Below are 18243 nucleotides of genomic sequence, written 5' to 3'. Positions count from 1 at the left end.
CAGCCCGGCGGCGGGCGCGGACGAGACCGCGCTCGCTAGTCCACGTTTGGATTTGCGTCCACTCCGGCCCCCATGCTGGAGTGCGACCGAATGACACATGGGGGCCGGAGCGTCAGGGGCGAGCTGCCCTGGCTGGGGGTGTCGCTGTGCGGCATCCTGGCCGCGCACGCGTTCTCGCACTTCGTCATCCACCGCGGCGCCATCGTGGCGTCTCTCGCCGCCACCGGGACCGTGCCAGGCTGGATGTGGGGCGCCCTCTTCGCGCCGGAGCTCGTCGCCTGCTTCATCGTGGGGTGGCGGCTGACGCGCTGGTGGCAGGTCGGCCTGTACGCCGTCGGGGCGACCGTGGTGCGCCAGGCCTGCGAGCTCGCGCTCCACTTCGCCGGCGACGCGGGGCACGTCATCGAGGGGCCGCGCGCCGTGCTCGTCGCGACCCCGGTCGTCGCCCTCGTCTACGCGATGCTCATCGGGCTCGCCTCGGCGTCCGGCCGCCAGGACCGGCAGCTCGACGGCGCCTGAACGGCGGGACGATGCGCGGCACCGAGGGCGACCGCGCGTCGCCAGCCGTCGTTCAGCGCTCGCAGCGCTCCATGCAGCAGACGAGGTCCTCGAGCGCCGGCTCGGCGAGCCGGTAGCGCGCGAAGCCGTCCTCGCGCGTCGCGGCCACGAGCCCGAGGCTGCGCAGGATGCGCAGCTGCTGGGAGACGATCGCCTGGCTCGCGCCGAGGCGCTCCGCGAGCGTCGAGACGTTCAGCTCCTCGCGGCAGAGCGAGGCGACGATGCGCAGCCGCAGCGGGTGCGCGACGGCCTTCAGCACCTCCGCGATCCGCCCGGCGCGGGCGGGGTCGGAGGCGAGGGGGGGCTCTGGACGAAGGTTCGACACGGAGGGACAGGATAGCGCGGACGGGCGACGGGCGCCCGCCCGCGCCGGGGGACCTAGAACTCTTCCTTCTTCTGCTCCTTGTCGTGGAGCCGGTCGAACCAGAGCTCCGCGCTCTTCAGCTTGCGCCGGGCGATCTCGCCCTTCGAGTAGCCCAGCGCCTCGAAGTCGAGCTGCCCGTTCGCGGTGTGGCAGCGATCGCAGGACAGCGCCTTCTGCCTCGTCACGAGGTGGCTGTTCGCGAAGTAGATGGTCTGCCAGCCGGGGACGGGGTCGACGTTCTTCAGGCCGAGCGTCTTCGCGGCGGAGGCGACGCCCGCGAGCGTGTCACCGGTCGCCGTCGGCTGGGCGAAGTCCATGGAGAGGAGCTTGCCCGTGCGGCGATCGTAGTAGGCGCGCCCCTCGTAGATCTTGAACGGGGTGATCTTGCTCTTCGGGTCGGCCCGGCTGCCCTTGGGGCCGATGAAGTGCGGCTCGTTCCGGACGGAGCCGTTGAACCACGCGTAGACCGGCTTCGTGCCCGCCGGCTCCCGCTTGATGGTGGACGGCTCCCAGAAGCCCGTCGACGCGTCCTTCGACCACTTCGTGAAGTCCTTCGCCACCGCGCCGCCCGAGGTCGGGATGTGGCAGGTCTGGCAGGCGATCTTCGCGACGTGCGCGTCGTAGTCCGCGTCCTTGTGCGGCTTGGCGCCGTGGCAGTCGGCGCAGGCCACGCGGACGCCGTCGTTCGCCCAGTTGTTCGGATCGAAGCCCGTCGGGATCTTGTGGTCCTTCGCCTTGTGGCAGTCGGCGCAGGTCATGCCCTTCGCGGCGTGCGCGTCGTGCTCGGCGTCGAACGCGAAGCCGCGCTTGATGAGCGTGCCGCCGCCCGCCGTCTCGTGGCAGGTCATGCAGGCCTTGACGGTGGGCTTGCCCACCGCGAGGGCCGCCTCGACGCTCCGGTCCTGCCCGATCGCGACCTTGCCGTCGGGGGTCTTGTAGGGCTTGCGCTTCGAGTAGTCGTACTTGGCCGAGTGGCACACCAGGCAGTCGATGGCGGCCTCCGCCTCCGCGCCGTCCGAGCCGACGCCGGCGAGGTGGTTGCCGGGGTGGCAGGTGTTGCAGCCGGTGAGCTTCGTCTTGCCGAGCGCGTTCTGCGGGATCTCCTTGAGATCGTTGACGACGTCGTTCCCGTTGCAGAACGTGTAGATGCGGTTCTTCATCCCGTACTCGAGCTTGGGATCAAGGTTGTCCACGTTCGTCACCTTGGACGCGTGCTTCCAGTGGACGGTCCCGAGGAACGCCTTCGCCGTGCCGGGGTGGCACTCCTCGCAGGTCTCCGGGCCCTTGTAGCCCTTCTCGCGGATGACGTCGTTTCCGGGGTGCTCGGCGGCGAGCGCGGGCGCGGCGGCGAGGGCCGCGGCGAGCGCGAGGGTGCGGGACAGGATGCGCATTTTCACTCTCCGTTCAGCGTGTGATCTGAAAAAAAGGGCTGCAGCGCAAGGGGACGTGCGCTGCAGCCCTGCTCCGGCCCTCTGGAGGGGAGCCAGAGCGTCGCTAGCAGCCGCCGGCCTTCTTGAAGAACGTGGAGTGGTTCTTCCCGTCCTTCTTCTCGAACTTGGCCTTGATCTCGTCGCCGACGCCGATCCGCTTGTCCTTGAACTTGTCGAGCGTGACGGTGTCGTCCACGAGCAGATCGACGAGCGAGCCGCTCTTCGAGTCCTTGAGCGTCGCCGTCGCCGTCGCGCCGGCGAGGTCGATCTTCGTCACCGTGCCGAGCATCTTCTCCTCGGCGTGCGCGGGGGTCGCGGTCGCGAGGGTGAAGGCGACGGCGAGGGTGAGGGCGGACAGGATCTTCTTCATCTTGCTTCTCCTTGTGTCGACTGCGGGGTGAGCGGCGGCGGGATCAGGGCGCCGCAGCGGTGCCGGTGGGCAGGGCGAGCATCGCGACGCCGGCGAGGGCCACCGCGACCAGGCCGACGAAGATCCACTTCTTCGCCGCGCCCGACGGGCTCTCGGCGAGGGCCGCTCCGGCGACGAGGCGCTCGATGCGCTCGCCCGCGAAGAAGGCCGCGATCGCGAACGCCACGACGAAGACGGCGACGATCGGCGCGGGGAGCCCGAGCCAGGTGGAGAGCGAGAGCGCGCCGAGCTTGCCCGAGTTCGGGAACGCGCCGAGCGCCGGCTCGACGTGCGCGTACACGAGGCCGCCCACGACCACGCCGAAGACCGTCGAGACGCCGTCGAGCTTGCCGGAGGCGGTCGCGACGAGCGAGGTGCCGGGGCAGTACCCGGACATCACGAACCCCGCGCCGAGCAACAGGCCGCCCACGATCATCGGCCAGAGGTAGGTCGGGTAGTTGAACTGGATGGCCGCGAGGTCCACGACCCCCGCGGAGGAGAGCACGACGAGCCCGAGCATCGCCGTCACGATCGCCGTGAACATCACCTTGAGGACGGTGAAGTCGTAGCCGTAGAACTGCCCGACGAGCTTCTGGGCGCGCCCGAAGCCGGAGCGCTCGAGCACGAACCCGAACGCGATCCCGACGACGACCGCGACGCCCAGGCCGAGGGCGCGGCGCTCGTCGGAGAGCGCCTCGATGGGGAAGATCGTCGTCATCGCCACTGCCTCCTCAGGAAGTAGGCGACCGCGTAGCCGCCCGCGAACACCGACAGCATGAAGGCCCACGACCCGACCGACATGGCCGCGCCGCCCGAGAGCGCCTGCCCGGAGGTGCAGCCGCGCGACAGCTTGGCGGCGAACCCCATGATCACGCCGCCCGCGATCGCGAAGCCGATCCGGCCGCCGCTCGAGAAGCTCGGGCCCTTCAGCACCTCGCGCGAGAAGCGCCCCGAGGTGATCGCGCCGAGGACGCCGCCGATGAGGACGCCCACGACCTCGAACACGAGCCAGTCGTCGAGCGGGTGACCGTCCTCGAGCATGCCGGCGATGGCCGGCACTCGCTCCGCGTGCGCGGGCGCCAGGCCGGACACGGCCCACACGCCGACCCGGTACGTCGCGCCCGAGGCTCCGAGCCCCTTCCCCATGAGCAGGAACGTGACGAGCAGCACCAGCCCGAGCGCCACGCCTCCGGCGTAGGGGTTCCAGAATCTGTTGGGGTTCCTCTCCATCCGTTCCTCCGCGTCGCGCGCGGCCCGTTCGACGAGCCGCGCCAGTCCGAGCTCAAGCGAGAGAGCCCATGCCTCCCCGAAGGGTTCTTCCACCGCTCGGCAGGCGGCCCGGCTCCACCGCCCGCGCCGCGGCGGCGGCGAGCGTCCGGGGCCTCGCGCACCGCTTCGCCCGCGGGCGCCCGCGCCGCCCCGCGGGGCCGGCCTCTGCGTCCTGCCGAAGAAGACATAGCGACATCGCTAGTTCGCTATGCAACCGCCGCACCCATCCCCGACCCTGCGGCGCTTCCGCCCATTTCTCGCGGGCTTCGGAGGCCCGCACCCCCTCCCCGCGCCGCCGCCTCCCGTCCTCCGGCGCGCAACCGGTGCGTGCTCGCGAGCCGAGTACGCAAATCGATCCGCCGCGCGCGGGTGAGCGATCCGCGAGGCGGCGACCGCCCCGCCGCACGATGGGCTCCCCATCACGAGTTCTCTATCAGTGAAACCGAACCTGTCCCGTCCGGGCGAGATGACAAGGTCCCGTCACACGGATTAGACAGTCCGAGTGCCCCCTGGCCCCTCCCAGCGCGCGGGCGAGCCTCGACCGAACGTTTCCGAACCGCCCCGCGCCTCACGCTGGCGGCGGCGCCTGCCCTGGCCGCCCGGCCGCATCGTCGCCGCTTACGCGCTGCTCTCCGCCGTCTGGATCGAGCTGTCCGATCGGGCCGTCGAGCTGCTGATCGGCGATCACGCCGGGACGATGATCCAGACCGCGAAGGGCATCGCCTTCGTCGCGGTCACCTCCGTGATGCTGTACGCGCTCATCGGGCGCCGCGAGCGCGGCCTGCGCACGCGCGGCGCAGAGATCCGCGCCACCATCGAGAGCATGGCGGACGCGGTGCTCGTCGTGGACGCGGACACCCAGATCGTGGAGGCGAACCAGGCCGCGGCCGAGCTCCTGCGCGTCGGCAGCCGCGAGGCGCTGCTCATGCCGATCGCCGAGTGGGGCAAGCGCTTCCAGCTGCGTCACCTCGACGGCACGCCGGTCCCGCTCGAGCGCTTCGCGACGATCCGCGCGCTCAAGGGCGAGCGGGTGCCCGCGTACGACGCGATCATCCGCTCCGCCGACGGCCGCGACGTGTTCCTCTCCGTCACCGCCTCCCCCGTGCTCGTCCCGGGCGGCGGAACGGAGCTCGCCGTCGCGGTGCTGCGCGACGTCTCGCCCGCGCGCCGGCTGGACGAGCTGCGCGACGAGTTCCTCTCCACCGCCGCGCACGAGTTCAAGACCCCCCTCGCCGTGATCAAGGCGTATGCCCAGCTCCTCCAGAAGCGAGATCCCGGCGAGGCGCAGGCGCTCGTCGTCATCCAGCGCCAGGTGGACCGCCTGAACAGGCTCGTCCAGCACCTCCTCGACACGACGCGCCTCCGGCTCGACGCGCGCGAGGGGCACCTGCAGCACTTCGACCTCGGCGCGCTCGCCGGCGAGGTCGTGTCCCGCATGCGACCCGCCGCGCCGGCCCACGCCCTCTCGGTCGCGACCGTGCCGGCGCAGGTGCTCGCCGATCGCGAACGGCTCTCGCGCGTGATCACGAGCCTCGTCGACAACGCGGTCCGCTACTCCCCCGGCGGCGGCGCGGTCTCGGCGCGCGTCGAGTCGCGGGACGGCGAGGCGATCTTCTCGGTGGAGGACCACGGCCTCGGCATCCCGCCCGAGCGTCAGGCCCGGATCTTCGAGCGCTACTACCGCGCCCACGCGGGCACGCCGCAGGACTACGGCGGGCTCGGCCTGGGCCTCGACATGAGCCGCGAGATCGTGGCCCTCCACGGCGGGCGCATGTGGTTCGAGAGCGCCCCGGGCCGCGGCTCCACCTTCCACTTCAGCGTGCCGCTCGCCGGGGAGGGCTCCGCATGACCTCGCGCAGCGTGCTCGTCGTCGAGGACGATCCGGACCTCCTCGCCCTGCTCGAGATGATCCTCGAGGACGCCGGCCACAAGGTGCGGACCGCCCAGGAAGGCGGAGCGGCGCTCGCCCGCGTCGCCGAGGAGATGCCGGGCGTGATCCTCCTCGACATGCGGATGCCCGGCATGAACGGGTGGGAGTTCGCGCGCGAGTTTCGTACCCGCTTCGGGCACGCCTGCCCGATCGTCGTCGTGACGGCCGCCGAGAACGCGCGGGGCCGCGCCGAGGAGATCGGCGCCGAGGGGTGGCTGTCGAAGCCGTTCGAGCTCGAGGACGTCCTCGCGACGGTGGCGCGGCACCTCTCAACGGCGGAGGGGGCGGAGGGGGCGCCGGCGACGCGCTGAACGGCCGATCATGACTCGCGAACAGGCCAGCGAAGCGAGCCCCCAAACTGTCGTCTAGCGCCCTCGCTACGGGAATAGCGTGAACCGCACGCCCGCCTCGAAGAGCGGCTGGAGCCCGCGGTCGTCGATCGAGCGGCGGGGCAGGCCGAGGCCCTCCTCCTCGATGCGCGTGTAGGTGGTCCACGAGACGCCGCCGTAGAGGCCGACGCCGAACACCGGGTTCGAGCGCAGATCGACGCCGCCCATGAGGCGCAGCATCTCGTGGCCGGTGTAGGAGACGAGCTCGTGGCTGTCGCCGTTCGACGTCGTCACATTCGCCGCGGCGAAGCCGGTGCCGACCGCGAGCCACTTGCCGACCGGCGAGGTGGCGCCCCAGGTGTGCCTGAGGAGCACGCCGAACTTCACCGTCGAGGACATGCAGTCGAGCCCCGCCGCGGAGCAGGCGTCCCGGTACATGTTGCCCGCGTCACCGACGCCCACGTCGAGGTACAGGCCGAGGCCGATGGCGGGCGTGATGCGCGCGCCGCCCTCGAACCAGAGGTCGAGCTGCCCCTCGAGCACGTCGCCCGTGTCGATCCCATCTCCCATGTCGCCGCCGAAGCCGATCCCTCCCAGCCCGAAGGAGGCGTACACGGGGAGGATGGGCGCGAGGCCTCGCTGCGGGCGCGCCTGGGCAGGCTGAGCGTACGGCGGCGGGCCCGCGTACGGCGGCCCCGCGGGCGGTGGCGGACGCCGCGGTGGCGGAGGGCGCGGATAGGGCTCGCGGCGCACGCGCACCGAGCCGTCCGCGTAGGCGATGCGCGCGATCTGCTCCGCGGGGATCCGCCGGGTCGTCCCGTCGGGGAGCTGGATCGTCACGCCCTCGGAGACCTCCTCGATGACGCGCCCGCGGACGCGTCCGCCGCTCACGAGGAAGACGGTGTCGAGCGGCCCCTGCACGACCGGCGGGGCGCTCCTCGGCTCCTGCGGCGCGGTCGCCGCGGGCCCGGACGGCTGCGACTGCGGCGGGCCGGCCGGGCTCGCCTGCCTCGCGCCACCGCCGCGCTCGATCCGCACGATCGCGTCGGGGTCGAAGCGCCGCAGGGTGCCGTCCTCGAGCTGGATCGTGACGCCCGTCGACGGGCTCTCCTCGACGATGGTGCCGGTGACCCGGGTCCCGTCCTTGATGACCACCGTGTCTTGCGCCGGCGCGGCGGCCAGGGCCGCGGCGAGCAGGATCGCGAGCATGTTCGTCCTCCGGACGGACCCCAGGGCCCGTCCCTTCCGAGCACACTAGCGACAAGCGTGCCGCTCCCGCAGGCCGCCGGGCTCCGCGGCCCGGGTGCCGTGCCGCACCGCGACATCACGGGCATTTCGCCATCCCGGCCCGATCCCTCGGGGACGGGCGGACCGTCCGCCCGCCCGCGCCGACCGCCTCCCCCTGTGGGCGGGCGGCTCGCGTGTCGCAAGGGATTCACGCCCCGCCCGCTGCCCTCACGCGGTCTCGGGATCGATCCACCTCTGCACGCGCGGCGGCTCGAACCGGTCGAACGCGTCGAGCAGCGCTCCGGGCTCCTCTCCGACGAGGATGAGCCGGCGATGCTCGGACCGAAGGAAGCCCTCCGTCACCGCATGATCGAAATAGGAGATGAGCGGGCGGTAATAGCCGGCGACGTCGAGGAGCCCGCAGGGCTTCGCGTGGAGGCCGAGCTGCGCCCAGGTGAGGATCTCGGAGAGCTCCTCGAGCGTGCCCATCCCGCCGGGCAGCGCGAGGAAGGCGTCGGAGAGCTCCGCCATCTTCGCCTTGCGCTCGTGCATCGATCCGACCACGTGCTGCCGCGTGAGGCCGCCGTGGCCGAGCTCGCGCGCGAGGAGCGCTCGCGGGATCACCCCGTCCACCTCGCCGCCCGCCTCGAGCGCGGCGCTCGCCACCGCGCCCATGAGCCCGACGCTCCCGCCTCCGTACACGAGGCCGAGCCCGCGCCTCGCGAGCGCCCTCCCGACCTCCTGCGCCATCGCCACGTACGAACCGTTGATCCCGGGGGAGGAGCCGCAGAACACGCAGATGCGTTTCATGCGCCGCAAATTAACGGACCAGTCTGGCCCGCAAAGGGCCCCTCCCGGGACTAGCATACCCGCGCGTGGTCTGGCACCGTGTCGGCCTCTATGTCGACCTCCGTGAGTCCGGTGTCCGCGCCCCGCGCTACGCGCCTGGGCGCCCTGTGGAACAGCGCCGTCGGTAAGAAGGCGCTGATGGCTGTGACGGGGATCGTGCTGTTCCTGTTCGTCCTCGTTCACATGATCGGCAACCTGCAGGTCTTCCAGGGTGCCGCGAAAATCAATCACTATGCGGAGCTGCTCCGCATCTCCCCGCCGTTCCTCTGGTTCACGAGGATCGTGCTGCTCGTGGCGGTGTTCGTGCACGCGCTCGCGGGCATCGAGCTCTGGATGGAACGCCAGCGCGCGCGCCCCGTGGGCTACCAGGACTACCGTCCGGTGGTCTCGTCCACCGCCTCGCGGACGATGATCTGGAGCGGCCTGCTCATCCTCCTCTTCGTCGTTTACCACCTGCTCGATCTCACGATCGGCGTGGTGAACCCGAGGTTCGAGCACGGGCAGGTGTACGCCAACCTCGTCGCGAGCCTGTCGCGCGCGGTGGGCGCCGCCATCTACCTCGTCGCGATGATCGGGCTCGGCTTCCACCTCTGGCACGGGCTCTATTCGATGTTCCAGTCGCTCGGCCTCTCGAACCGCGGCATCTCGCCGACGATCCAGAAGTTCGCGATCGGCTTTGCCGTGCTCCTGACGCTCGGGTTCTCCGCCGTTCCGCTGGCCGTCATCCTCGGCCTCGTGGGGTGAACAAAGACATGCCGCTCGACGCGCACATCCCTTCTGGCCCCATCGAGCAGAAGTGGCAGAAGCAGAAGTTCGACCTGAAGCTCGTCAACCCCGCCAACAAGCGGAAGTACCGGGTCATCGTGGTGGGCACCGGCCTCGCCGGCGGGGCCGCCGCGGCGTCCCTCGGTGAGCTCGGCTACGAGGTCCTGAACTTCTGCTTCCAGGACACTCCCCGCCGCGCGCACTCGATCGCCGCGCAGGGCGGCATCAACGCCGCCAAGTCGTACCAGAACGACGGCGACTCGGTGCAGCGCCTGTTCTACGACACCATCAAGGGCGGCGACTTCCGCGCCCGCGAGGCGAACGTCTACCGCCTCGCCGAGGTGTCCGCGAACATCATCGACCAGTGCGTCGCGCAGGGCGTCCCGTTCGCCCGCGAGTACGGCGGCGCGCTCGCGAACCGCTCCTTCGGCGGTGCCCTCGTCTCCCGCACGTTCTACGCGCGCGGCCAGACGGGCCAGCAGCTCCTGCTCGGCGCCTACCAGGCCTTGCAGCGGCAGGTGGCCGCCGGCACCGTGAAGCAGTTCGTCCGCACGGAGATGATGGAGCTCATCGTCGTCGACGGACGCGCCCGCGGCATCGTGGTGCGCGACCTCGTCACCGGCAAGATCTCCTCGTACGTCGCCGACGCCGTGGTGCTCGCCACCGGCGGCTACGGCAACGTCTTCTACCTGTCGACGAACGCGAAGGGCTCGAACGCCACGGCCATCTGGCGCGCTCACCGCAAGGGCGCGTTCTTCGCGAACCCCTGCTACACGCAGATCCACCCGACCTGCATCCCGAAGTCGGGCGAGTACCAGTCGAAGCTCACGCTGATGAGCGAGTCGCTCCGCAACGACGGGCGCGTCTGGGTGCCGAAGGCAGCCGGCGACAAGCGGCCGCCGAACGAGATCCCCGAGTCCGACCGCGACTACTACCTCGAGCGGATCTACCCGACGTACGGCAACCTCGCCCCGCGCGACATCTCCTCCCGCCAGGCGAAGAACGTCTGCGACCAGGGGCGCGGCGTCGGTCCCGGCGGCCTCGGCGTCTACCTGGACTTCCGCGACGCCTTCAAACGGCTCGGCCGGAAGGTCATGGACGAGCGCTACGGGAACCTGTTCGAGATGTACGAGCGGATCACCGGTGAGGACCCGCACGACGTCCCGATGCGCATCTACCCTGCCGTCCACTACACGATGGGCGGCCTCTGGGTGGACTACAACCTCATGTCCAACCTCCCCGGCCTGTTCGTGGGCGGCGAGGCGAACTTCTCGGACCACGGCGCCAACCGCCTCGGCGCGAGCGCGCTCATGCAGGGGCTCGCGGACGGCTACTTCGTCCTGCCGTACACCGTCGGCGACTACCTCGCCCGCGGCGGCTTCGCGAAGATGGACACCTCCCACCCGGCCGTGAAGGACGCCGAGCGCGAGGTGAACGAGCGGACGAAGCGCCTCATGTCCATCGGCGGCAAGAAGAGCGCCGACCAGCTCCACCGCGAGCTCGGCGAGATCATGTGGAACGACTGCGGCATGGCGCGGACGAAGGAGAGCCTCACGCACGCGCTCTCCGTCATCCCGGAGCTCCGCGAGAGGTTCTACAAGGAGCTGCGGGTCACCGGCTCGGGCGCCGAGCTCAACCAGCAGCTCGAGCAGGCCGGCCGGGTCGCCGACTTCTTCGAGCTCGCCGAGCTGCTCTGCTACGACGCGCTCCAGCGGAACGAGTCGTGCGGCGGCCACTTCCGGGTCGAGTACCAGACCTCGGACGGCGAGGCGCAGCGTAACGATGACGAGTACGCGTACGTGGCGGCCTGGGAGTTCAAGGGTGTCGGAACGACGCCCGTCCTGAACAAGGAGCCACTCGTGTTCGAGAACATCCACCTCGCTCAGCGGAGCTACAAGTGAGGATCACCCTCGACATCTGGCGTCAGAAGAACCCGCGCGACCCCGGCCGCTTCGAGCGGTTCGAGGTGCCGAACGTCAACGAGCACATGTCCTTCCTCGAGATGCTGGACGTGCTGAACCAGCAGCTCGTCTCGGAGGGCAAGGAGCCGGTGGCGTTCGACTCCGACTGCCGCGAGGGCATCTGCGGCATGTGCGGCTTCCTCATCAACGGCGAGGCGCACGGGCCGCTCCGCAACGCGACCGTGTGCCAGACGCACATGCGCCACTTCAAGGACGGCGACGTGCTGCGCCTCGAGCCGTGGCGGGCGTCGGCGTTCCCGGTGCTGCGCGACCTCATCGTCGACCGGTCCGCCCTCGATCGCATCATCGCCGCGGGCGGCTACACCTCGACCCGCGCCGGCAGCGCGGCCGAGGCGAACCAGATCCTCATCCCGAAGCCGTCCGCCGACAAGGCGATGGAGGCGGCGGCGTGCATCGGGTGTGGCGCGTGCGTCGCGTCCTGCCCGAACGCCGCGGCGGCGCTCTTCACCGGCGCCAAGATCGCGCACCTCGGCCACCTGCCTCAGGGTCAGCCCGAGCGCATGGGGCGCGCGATCGCCATGACGAGCCAGGCGCACGCCGAGGGCTTCGGTCACTGCACGACGATCGGCGAGTGCGAGGCGGTCTGTCCGGCCGGCATCAAGCTCGAGGTCATCTCGCGGATGAACAAGGACTTCATCAAGGCGACGCTGGGCGGGTTCGCCAACGAGGTGCAGACGCTCGCGGCGCTGCCGCCCTCCGCGGCGATGCGCTTCTTCGAGGCCGAGCCGCCCAAGAAGGAGCCGTAAGCCGTCAGCCGTCCCCGCCGGCTCCGCGCCGGCCCCGCCCCGCCTGCGCCGCGACCTCGCGGCGTGCGCGGGGCGGTGGCATTTCGAGGGTGCGGCGCGGCGAGCTCTCCCCCGCGACGGGGACGGACGGACGCGCGCGGAGACCTAGGCCGGCTCGAGCTCGGCGAGGAGCGGTTGCGCATCCCGGAGCGCGTGCGAGAACCAGCGCTCCCACGGGAACCGGCCCTCCGAGTCGGGCCACACCGCCTGCAGCGCCGGGAAGCGCGGGCCGCCGTGGAACCAGCCTGCGTAGCCGAGGTACGCCGGGTAGTGGCGGCGCGCGACCGGCCGGAACGCGACCGGACGGTCCAGGAGGATCCCGTCCACGACGCCGCCCTCCTCGAACCGCTCCCCGGCGCGCACGCGTGCCCCGAGGCGGTCGAGCGCGGCCTCGCGAGTCGCGGCGTCGAGGCCGAAGACGATGACCTCCGGGTGATCGAACGAGCGGAACAGCCCGACCGTGAAGGCGTGCTCCGCGCCGGCGCCCTCGGCCTGGATGACGTGCCACCCGCCCTCGGCGACGTCCGCGAGCACGCGGAGGTCGAGCGCGTCGAGCGGCTCGCCGCGGCGGGGCGGATAGCGCGGATCGAGCGACGGCCAGCGGCGCGACGGTCGCGTGGGGAGCGGGAGCGGGCCCTCCCGGACGTGCCAGCGCTCCCCGAGGCCGGCGCGGCCGAGCGTCGTTCCGCGCGGGTGCAGCACGATCTCGACGCAAGACGGGTCGCGCGCCACCACGGCGTCGAGCGTCCAGTCGCGGTCCTCGGCGGCGTCGTGCGGAGCGCGCCCGCACCGGAACCGCCACTCCGCGCCCCCGTCTCGGCCCCGGGCCGCGGCCAGGATGGGCGCGCCACCCTCGGCCACGTGCTTGCACACGGCGGCGCGATCGCTGGACATCGACGGGAGCAGACCACTTCGGTGCCTGCTTGTCACGGGGTGTCACGGGCGTCCCAGCGCGTCATGCCGGTGGCCCTCCGGGGTGGCCGCCGCGGCGCCCCGTTGCCGCGCCACGCACGGAGCCCGACCGTCTTGTGGAATGGCGGCCGAGACCGACGCGGCGGATCCGGGCGGGGCGTCCCTCATGAGACAGGCGGGGCCGCTCATCGCGGCGCGCCTCTTCACCGCAATCCTGACGCTGTCGATCCCGCTCGTGCTCGCGCGGGTCCTGCCGCTCGCCGAGTACGGCACGTACAAGCAGCTCTTCCTCATCGCGCTGACGCTCTCGTCGATCCTCCCGCTGGGCGTCGGGCAGAGCCTCTACTACTTCATTCCACGCACGACCCACCGGCGCGTCTACTTCGGCCAGACCCTGCTCTTCCTGCTCGCGGCGGGCGGCGTGGCGGCGGTGGGGCTGTTCGCCGCGATGCCGCGCGTGGCCGCGGCCTTCGAGAACCCAGGGCTGCTCGACCATCGCCTGCTCCTCGCGCTCTACACGGGCTTCACCGTCGCCGCGTCCCCGCTCGAGCTCTCGATGACGAGCCAGGGCCAGACGCGCCGCTCCGCGCTCACCTACCTCTTGTGGGACAGCGCCCGCGCCGCCGCGTTCGTGGTGCCGGCCACCACGGGCCGCGGCCTGGGGGCGATGATGACCACCCTCACCTGCCTCGCCGCGCTCCGGCTCGTGGCCGCCTGGGGGGTGATGCTGGGCGGGAAGCGAGGCCCCCTCCTCGACCGGCGCCTCTTCGCGGGACAGCTGGCGTACGCCTTCCCGTTCGGGATGGCGATGCTCGTCGCAATCCCCCAGCAGTACGCCCACCAGTACGTCGTCGCGAGCACCGTCGGCCCCGCCCTCTTCGCGATCTACGCTGCCGGCTGCTTCGACCCGCCGTTCGTGGATCTGCTGTACACGCCCACCGGCGAGGTCCTCATGGTGCGCCTCGGCGCGCTCGAGAAGGCGGGACGCGCGGGCGAGAGCGTCGCCGCCTTCCGCGAGGCCGCGGGCCACCTCGCCCGCTACCTCCTGCCGGGCGTCGTCTTCCTGTGGGCGATCGCCCCGGACTTCGTGGTCGCCGTGTTCGGCGAGCGGTTCGCGCCCTCCGCCACGATCTTCCGCGTCTGGCTGCTCGCCATCCCGTCCGGCGTCTTCCCCATGGACGCCGCGCTCCGCGCCCGCAACGAGACGCGGCACCTGTTCCGCGCGTACGTCGTGAAGGCGGTCGCGACGGTGCCGCTCGTGTGGGCCGGCGTGAGCCGCTTCGGGATCCTCGGCGGGGTCGGGTCCTACGTCGCGGCGGAGCTCGTCGGCAAGGCGATGCTCGCGGCCCGGCTCCCGCGCGCGCTCGCCGACGCGGGCGTCCGTCCGCCGCTGCAGGCACTCGTGCCCTGGGGCGAGATCTCGCGGGCCGGGATCGGCGGGACGCTCGCCGCGATCGCCGGCGTCGCGGTCCTCCGCGCGGCCCCAGCGCTGGAGGCGCCAGGTGCCGCCGCGACCGCCCTGTATCGGTTCGTGCCGCTCGCCATCGCGGGGCTCGTGGGCGGCGCGATCTACGTCGCAGTGCTCTGGATGACGGGCGTGCGCCCGGCCGCCGCGCTCGCCGCGATCCGCTCGCGCCGGCCGGCCGGGGCTCCATGAAAGCTCAGCGGGCCTGCGCCCCCTCGCGGCGCACCGCGCCGTAGACGAGGCGCGGGACGTCGAGCCCGGTCAGGTCCTCGTACAGCGCGTCGTAGCTCGCGCGCATCTGCTCGACCGAGAACTCACGCTCGACCCGCCGCCGACCTCGCTCGCCCATGCGCCGCCGCAGGGGAGCGTCGTCGAGGAGCTCCAGGAGGCGCCGCGCGAGGACGGCCGGCGCGCCGGGCGGGACGAGGAAGCCCTCCTCGCCCTCGTGGACGAGCTCCGGAGTCCCGCCCACCGAGGTCGCGACCACGGGGAGGCGCGCGGCCATCGCCTCCAGGAGGGCGTTCGAGATCCCCTCGGCGTAGCTGGGCGAGACCGCCACCTCCGCCCGCGCGAGGAGCGAGGCCACGTCGCGGCGGTGGCCGAGGAAGTGGCAGTGCTCGGCAACCCCGAGCTGGCGGGCCGCCCGCTCGAGGAGCGGCCGGCGCGCGCCGTCGCCGACGAGCACGAGGCGCGCCTCGGGCCGGGCGCGCACGACCTCCCGCATCGCGTGGAGGAGGTCCGTCTGGCCCTTCACGGGATGGTGCATGTTCGCGACGCAGACGATCGCGCCGGCGTCCGGCGCGGGGGCCTCGGGGGCGCGGCGCGCCGCGCGGTCGAGCTCGCCGAGATCCACGCCGTTCCGCACCACCACGACGCGGTCCGGCGCCACTCCGTCGCGGACGGCCTGGTCGCGGATGCAGAGCGCGTTCACGAGCACCCGGTCGGCGAGGCGCGACGCGAGCACGAGCGCGGGGCGGTGCAGGCCGGGGAGCTGGTGCCCGAGATCCACGCGGGTGACGATCGACGGGACGCCGGCGAGGCGGGCCGCGACCACGCCGAGGACGTTCGTGCGGAGGTCCTGGGCGTGGACGATCCGGACCCGCTCCTCCTGGACGAAGCGCACGAGGCGCGCCACCTGGAGCAGCGTGTACGCCCTGAGGAGCTTGCTCCCGACGTCGAACACGAACGGGCGGACACCCTCCGCGGCGAGGTCCGCGAGGTGCTCGCCGTCGTCGTGCAGGGTCGCGACCACCGGCTCGAAGCGCGAACGCTCCATCGTCCGGACGTTGAGGACGGTCTGACGCTCCTGCCCACCGAGCTGGAAGCGGTCCTGGAAGACGAGGATCTTCAGCGGGCGGCCCACGGCGGCAGCTCCCCCCCGAGCGCCGCCCGCTCGCGCGAGAGCCGCATCGTCACCAGGGCGCAGGCGAACAGGAAGTAGAGGAACCAGGACAGCGAGTACCCGTTGGCCATCTCGATGACGAGGTAGCCCGCGAGCGCCGCGAAGACCGCGCGGGCCTCGGTGCCGACGAGCGGATCCGCGCCGACGCGCCACAGCTTCGGCATGAGCCAGGCGACGAACGCGCAGAAGAGCAGGAACGCGACCACCCCGAGCTCGCCGACGATCTCGAGCAGGATGTTGTGCGCGACGTAGCGGCGCCCGCCCGCCTCGAGCGGCGCGTAGCGACCCCAGGCCTGGAGGTACGCGCTCGCGCCCACGCCCGTGAACGGGCGCTCCTCGAGGATCACGCCCAGCACCTTCCAGGCGTTCTCGCGCCCCTCGACCGAGACGTCCGTCTCGTACTGCGTGATCGTGGCGTTGCGCTCCCAGAAGCTCGAGGGCGCGAACGCGACGAGGCCGAGCGCGATGGCCGAGGCGGCGACGAGCTTCCTCGCCGTGCTGAGGCTCTTGCCGCGGAACAGGAACAGCGCGATGGCGACGGCCGCGGCCACCGAGCCGGAGCGGGAGTGGGTGAGCACGATGGCCGAGATCTGGGCGGCGAAGACGGCGGCGAACGCCACGCGGGCCCAGCGCTTCCTCGCGGTGACCGCACCGTAGAGGGCGAAGGGCATCACGGCGATGAGGCACATCGCGAGGCGGTTGGGATCGGCGTACGGACCGCGCCAGTGCGTGCGGAACCCGTCGATGAGGGCGTCGTCGTTGCGCCAGACGTCGATCGCCCCGAGGGCCGGGCCCAGCGCGGCGAGGGTCCCCACGAGCATGAAGCGCCTGAGCCGCTGGGGGCCGTCCACCGCGTTCTGCACGACGACGAAGACCACCGCCATCTTGGCGGCCTCGACCGTCGCGCCGAGGGTGTCGGTCTGCGAGATGGTCCAGGCGAGCGAGAGGGGCACGAAGGACAGGTAGACGAGGAGCGGGACCACGCCCGGACCGCCCACCCGCACCCGCTCGCCGGAGGTCACCCGGTGCATGAGCAGCGCGAAGGCTCCGACCGCCATCGCCACGAAGGCGAGCCGGAACTGCTCGAACCACGGCCACCAGAACTGCGGGTTCGAGTACAGCATCACGACGAACGCGAGCGTGGCGCCGTGCACGAGCAGGTGCCACCTCCGGCTCGCGCGCTCGATCCACGCTTGCCGCGCGAGGAGCGCCGAGTCGAGAGTCGCTGCGTCCGCGTGAGCCGTCATGTCCACCTCTGTGGGTCAGAAGGTGCGCGCACCCTGGCTCGCCCGGCCACCGTCCGTTCGGGGTCCGCTGAGCAGCCAGGCAGGCGTGCTCGACGAGGGGGTGGGCCTGTCGATCCCGAGCGCACGCCGCACCTCACGAGGCCGCGCGCTCGCGGCCGGCCGCGTGCGCCTCGTCGTCAACCGCTCCGGACAGGGCGTCCGGGCGCTCGCCCGAGACGTGCCGAGCGAGCCCCAGCGTGTGGAAGACGCTGTCCAGGCTGCAGATGGCGAGCGCCGCGCTGTAGGAGATCGGGCCGAGCGTCGAGTTCTCCCAGAGCACCTTGCGCGACATCGCGTACGGGTCGCCGCCGCGCACGTTCTCGCGATCCTCCGTGGTGACCCCCGTCTCGAACCCCGACTCGGCGACCGCGTGCCGCACCGCCGGCGTGTAGTAGCCGTTCGGATAGGCGAAGTGGAGCGGCGGGCGCCCGAGCCGCTCCGCGATCATCTGGCTGCAGCCGGCGATCTCGCGGCGCGCCTCCTGGAGCGGCAGGTTCGAGAGCACCGCGTGGTTCACGGTGTGGCCGCCCACGTCCATCCCCGCGCCGCGCAGCTCCGCGAGCTCTTCCCAGGTCATCGCGCGCGTGTCGTCGGGGAGGTCCTGCTCGGCGAGGCCGGTCCGCGCCTCGAGGGCGCCCGCGATCGCCACCAGCCGATCGTGCGGGAGCCGCGCGATGAGCCGGTCGAGGGTCGCGGCCGGCCCGGGCTCCGCGCAGGCGGTGAGCAAGGACTGCAGCGGCCCCGGCAGCCCTGCCCGCTCCACCGGGATCCCGCGCCGCGCGATCTCGGTGAGCGAGGCGTAGAGGCGGTCGTGCGGAAACCGCTTCGCCGTGCCGGTGTAGCCGGTCGCGACGAAGAAGGTGGCCGGGACCTTGAGCGCCGCCAGGACCGGCATCGCCACGTGGTGGTTGTCGGCGTAGCCGTCGTCGAAGGTGACGACGAACGCGTCGCGGCGGCGCGTGCCGGGCGGCTCGCCCAGGATCCGGCGCGCGTCGGAGAGCGACACGATCTCGCGGGTGCGCGCGATGTCCTCGATCTGGCGCTGCAGGGTCTGTGCGGAGATGAACATCGAGGCGATCGACTCGCGGGCGCTCGCCTCGAAGTCCAGGGTGGCGCGGTGGTACGAGAGGATGACCACGCGGGTCCCGCCGGCCTGCCGCCGCTGCCACGTCCGCACCGCGCGGTGGACCCCCGCCGCGAGGAAGGTCCCCGCCGCCGCGACCTTCACCGCCCGCCTCAGGATCCACTTCGGGCTGTTGTCCGCACGCTCCGGCATCTTCC

At 72.1% G+C, this 18243-nt stretch carries 18 protein-coding genes; 7 read left to right on the top strand and 11 right to left on the bottom strand.

Translation table 11 applies throughout. The features are described from left to right. Positions 1 to 90: 90 nt before the first annotated feature. Positions 91 to 519: a hypothetical protein gene (locus MNZ39_RS05790; RefSeq protein ID WP_242335892.1), complete on the top strand. Its 429-nt coding sequence runs from the start codon at positions 91 to 93 to the stop codon at positions 517 to 519. Positions 520 to 571: 52 nt separating this feature from the next. Here MNZ39_RS05790 and MNZ39_RS05785 read toward each other — a convergent pair whose 3' ends face one another. The 5 genes from MNZ39_RS05785 to MNZ39_RS05765 all read right to left on the bottom strand — a co-directional run bounded on the left by MNZ39_RS05785 (position 572) and on the right by MNZ39_RS05765 (position 4084). Next, complete coding sequence (locus MNZ39_RS05785; RefSeq protein WP_242335889.1) at positions 572 to 883, bottom strand: helix-turn-helix transcriptional regulator; 312 nt, start codon at positions 881 to 883, stop codon at positions 572 to 574. Positions 884 to 936: 53 nt separating this feature from the next. Continuing rightward, positions 937 to 2313 carry a cytochrome c3 family protein gene (locus MNZ39_RS05780; RefSeq protein WP_242335886.1) on the bottom strand — a complete coding sequence of 459 codons (1377 nt, stop codon included), beginning with the start codon at positions 2311 to 2313 and terminating at the stop codon, positions 937 to 939. A gap of 103 nt (positions 2314 to 2416) precedes the next feature. After that, a complete protein-coding gene (locus MNZ39_RS05775) occupies positions 2417 to 2722 on the bottom strand; it encodes a hypothetical protein (RefSeq protein ID WP_242335883.1) in 306 nt (101 codons plus the stop codon). 43 nt (positions 2723 to 2765) lie between these two features. Then, positions 2766 to 3479, bottom strand: a complete 714-nt coding sequence (locus tag MNZ39_RS05770; RefSeq protein ID WP_242335880.1) for a YeeE/YedE thiosulfate transporter family protein — start codon at positions 3477 to 3479, stop codon at positions 2766 to 2768. Further along, positions 3476 to 4084, bottom strand: coding sequence for a YeeE/YedE thiosulfate transporter family protein (locus MNZ39_RS05765; protein ID WP_308197046.1), 609 nt, complete (start codon positions 4082 to 4084; stop codon positions 3476 to 3478). The genes MNZ39_RS05770 and MNZ39_RS05765 overlap by 4 nt, the downstream gene beginning before the upstream one ends. A 448-nt stretch (positions 4085 to 4532) precedes the next feature. Between MNZ39_RS05765 and MNZ39_RS05760 the strand changes: the two genes are divergently transcribed. Beyond that, a complete protein-coding gene (locus MNZ39_RS05760) occupies positions 4533 to 5879 on the top strand; it encodes a cell wall metabolism sensor histidine kinase WalK (RefSeq protein WP_242335874.1) in 1347 nt (448 codons plus the stop codon). After that, a complete protein-coding gene (locus MNZ39_RS05755) occupies positions 5876 to 6271 on the top strand; it encodes a response regulator (RefSeq protein ID WP_242335870.1) in 396 nt (131 codons plus the stop codon). Before MNZ39_RS05760 ends, MNZ39_RS05755 begins: the two co-directional genes overlap by 4 nt. A gap of 66 nt (positions 6272 to 6337) precedes the next feature. Here MNZ39_RS05755 and MNZ39_RS05750 read toward each other — a convergent pair whose 3' ends face one another. Both MNZ39_RS05750 and MNZ39_RS05745 read right to left on the bottom strand, forming a co-directional pair. After that, positions 6338 to 7498, bottom strand: coding sequence for a hypothetical protein (locus MNZ39_RS05750; RefSeq protein WP_242335867.1), 1161 nt, complete (start codon positions 7496 to 7498; stop codon positions 6338 to 6340). A 246-nt stretch (positions 7499 to 7744) separates the two neighbouring features. After that, positions 7745 to 8326: a TIGR00730 family Rossman fold protein gene (locus MNZ39_RS05745; protein WP_242335865.1), complete on the bottom strand. Its 582-nt coding sequence runs from the start codon at positions 8324 to 8326 to the stop codon at positions 7745 to 7747. 90 nt (positions 8327 to 8416) lie between these two features. Here MNZ39_RS05745 and MNZ39_RS05740 point away from each other — a divergent pair, with 90 nt between their 5' ends. From MNZ39_RS05740 to MNZ39_RS05730, 3 genes are read left to right on the top strand one after another with little or no spacing between them, the layout of a single operon-like run. Next, positions 8417 to 9109 (top strand): succinate dehydrogenase cytochrome b subunit, encoded by a 693-nt coding sequence (locus tag MNZ39_RS05740; RefSeq protein WP_255821130.1) that lies wholly within the window; start codon positions 8417 to 8419, stop codon positions 9107 to 9109. 8 nt (positions 9110 to 9117) lie between these two features. Beyond that, the gene (locus tag MNZ39_RS05735; protein WP_242335858.1) at positions 9118 to 11031 is read left to right on the top strand and encodes a fumarate reductase/succinate dehydrogenase flavoprotein subunit; all 1914 of its coding nucleotides are present in this window, start codon (positions 9118 to 9120) and stop codon (positions 11029 to 11031) included. Beyond that, on the top strand, positions 11028 to 11858 hold the full coding sequence (locus MNZ39_RS05730) for a succinate dehydrogenase/fumarate reductase iron-sulfur subunit (protein ID WP_242335855.1): 831 nt from the start codon (positions 11028 to 11030) through the stop codon (positions 11856 to 11858). Before MNZ39_RS05735 ends, MNZ39_RS05730 begins: the two co-directional genes overlap by 4 nt. 144 nt (positions 11859 to 12002) lie before the next feature. On the opposite strand, the gene MNZ39_RS05725 is transcribed toward MNZ39_RS05730, so the two are convergent. Next, the gene (locus MNZ39_RS05725) at positions 12003 to 12791 is read right to left on the bottom strand and encodes a DUF4262 domain-containing protein (RefSeq protein WP_242335852.1); all 789 of its coding nucleotides are present in this window, start codon (positions 12789 to 12791) and stop codon (positions 12003 to 12005) included. 184 nt (positions 12792 to 12975) lie between these two features. Between MNZ39_RS05725 and MNZ39_RS05720 the strand changes: the two genes are divergently transcribed. Next, positions 12976 to 14466 (top strand): oligosaccharide flippase family protein, encoded by a 1491-nt coding sequence (locus MNZ39_RS05720; protein ID WP_305037317.1) that lies wholly within the window; start codon positions 12976 to 12978, stop codon positions 14464 to 14466. A gap of 4 nt (positions 14467 to 14470) precedes the next feature. Here the strand turns inward: MNZ39_RS05720 and MNZ39_RS05715 are convergent, their stop codons facing one another. The 3 genes from MNZ39_RS05715 to MNZ39_RS05705 all read right to left on the bottom strand — a co-directional run bounded on the left by MNZ39_RS05715 (position 14471) and on the right by MNZ39_RS05705 (position 18238). Further along, a complete protein-coding gene (locus MNZ39_RS05715) occupies positions 14471 to 15637 on the bottom strand; it encodes a glycosyltransferase (protein ID WP_242335847.1) in 1167 nt (388 codons plus the stop codon). Continuing rightward, positions 15622 to 16923: an O-antigen ligase gene (locus MNZ39_RS05710; protein ID WP_242335844.1), complete on the bottom strand. Its 1302-nt coding sequence runs from the start codon at positions 16921 to 16923 to the stop codon at positions 15622 to 15624. Before MNZ39_RS05710 ends, MNZ39_RS05715 begins: the two co-directional genes overlap by 16 nt. A gap of 133 nt (positions 16924 to 17056) precedes the next feature. Then, positions 17057 to 18238 (bottom strand): polysaccharide deacetylase family protein, encoded by a 1182-nt coding sequence (locus MNZ39_RS05705; protein ID WP_242335842.1) that lies wholly within the window; start codon positions 18236 to 18238, stop codon positions 17057 to 17059. Positions 18239 to 18243 lie beyond the last annotated feature (5 nt).

The sequence above is a fragment of the Anaeromyxobacter sp. SG66 genome, assembly GCF_022690805.1.
Classification (GTDB): Bacteria; Myxococcota; Myxococcia; order Myxococcales; family Anaeromyxobacteraceae; genus Anaeromyxobacter; species Anaeromyxobacter soli.
Note: the sequence above shows the minus strand (reverse complement) of the source record. Positions and strands in the feature narration are given on the sequence as shown.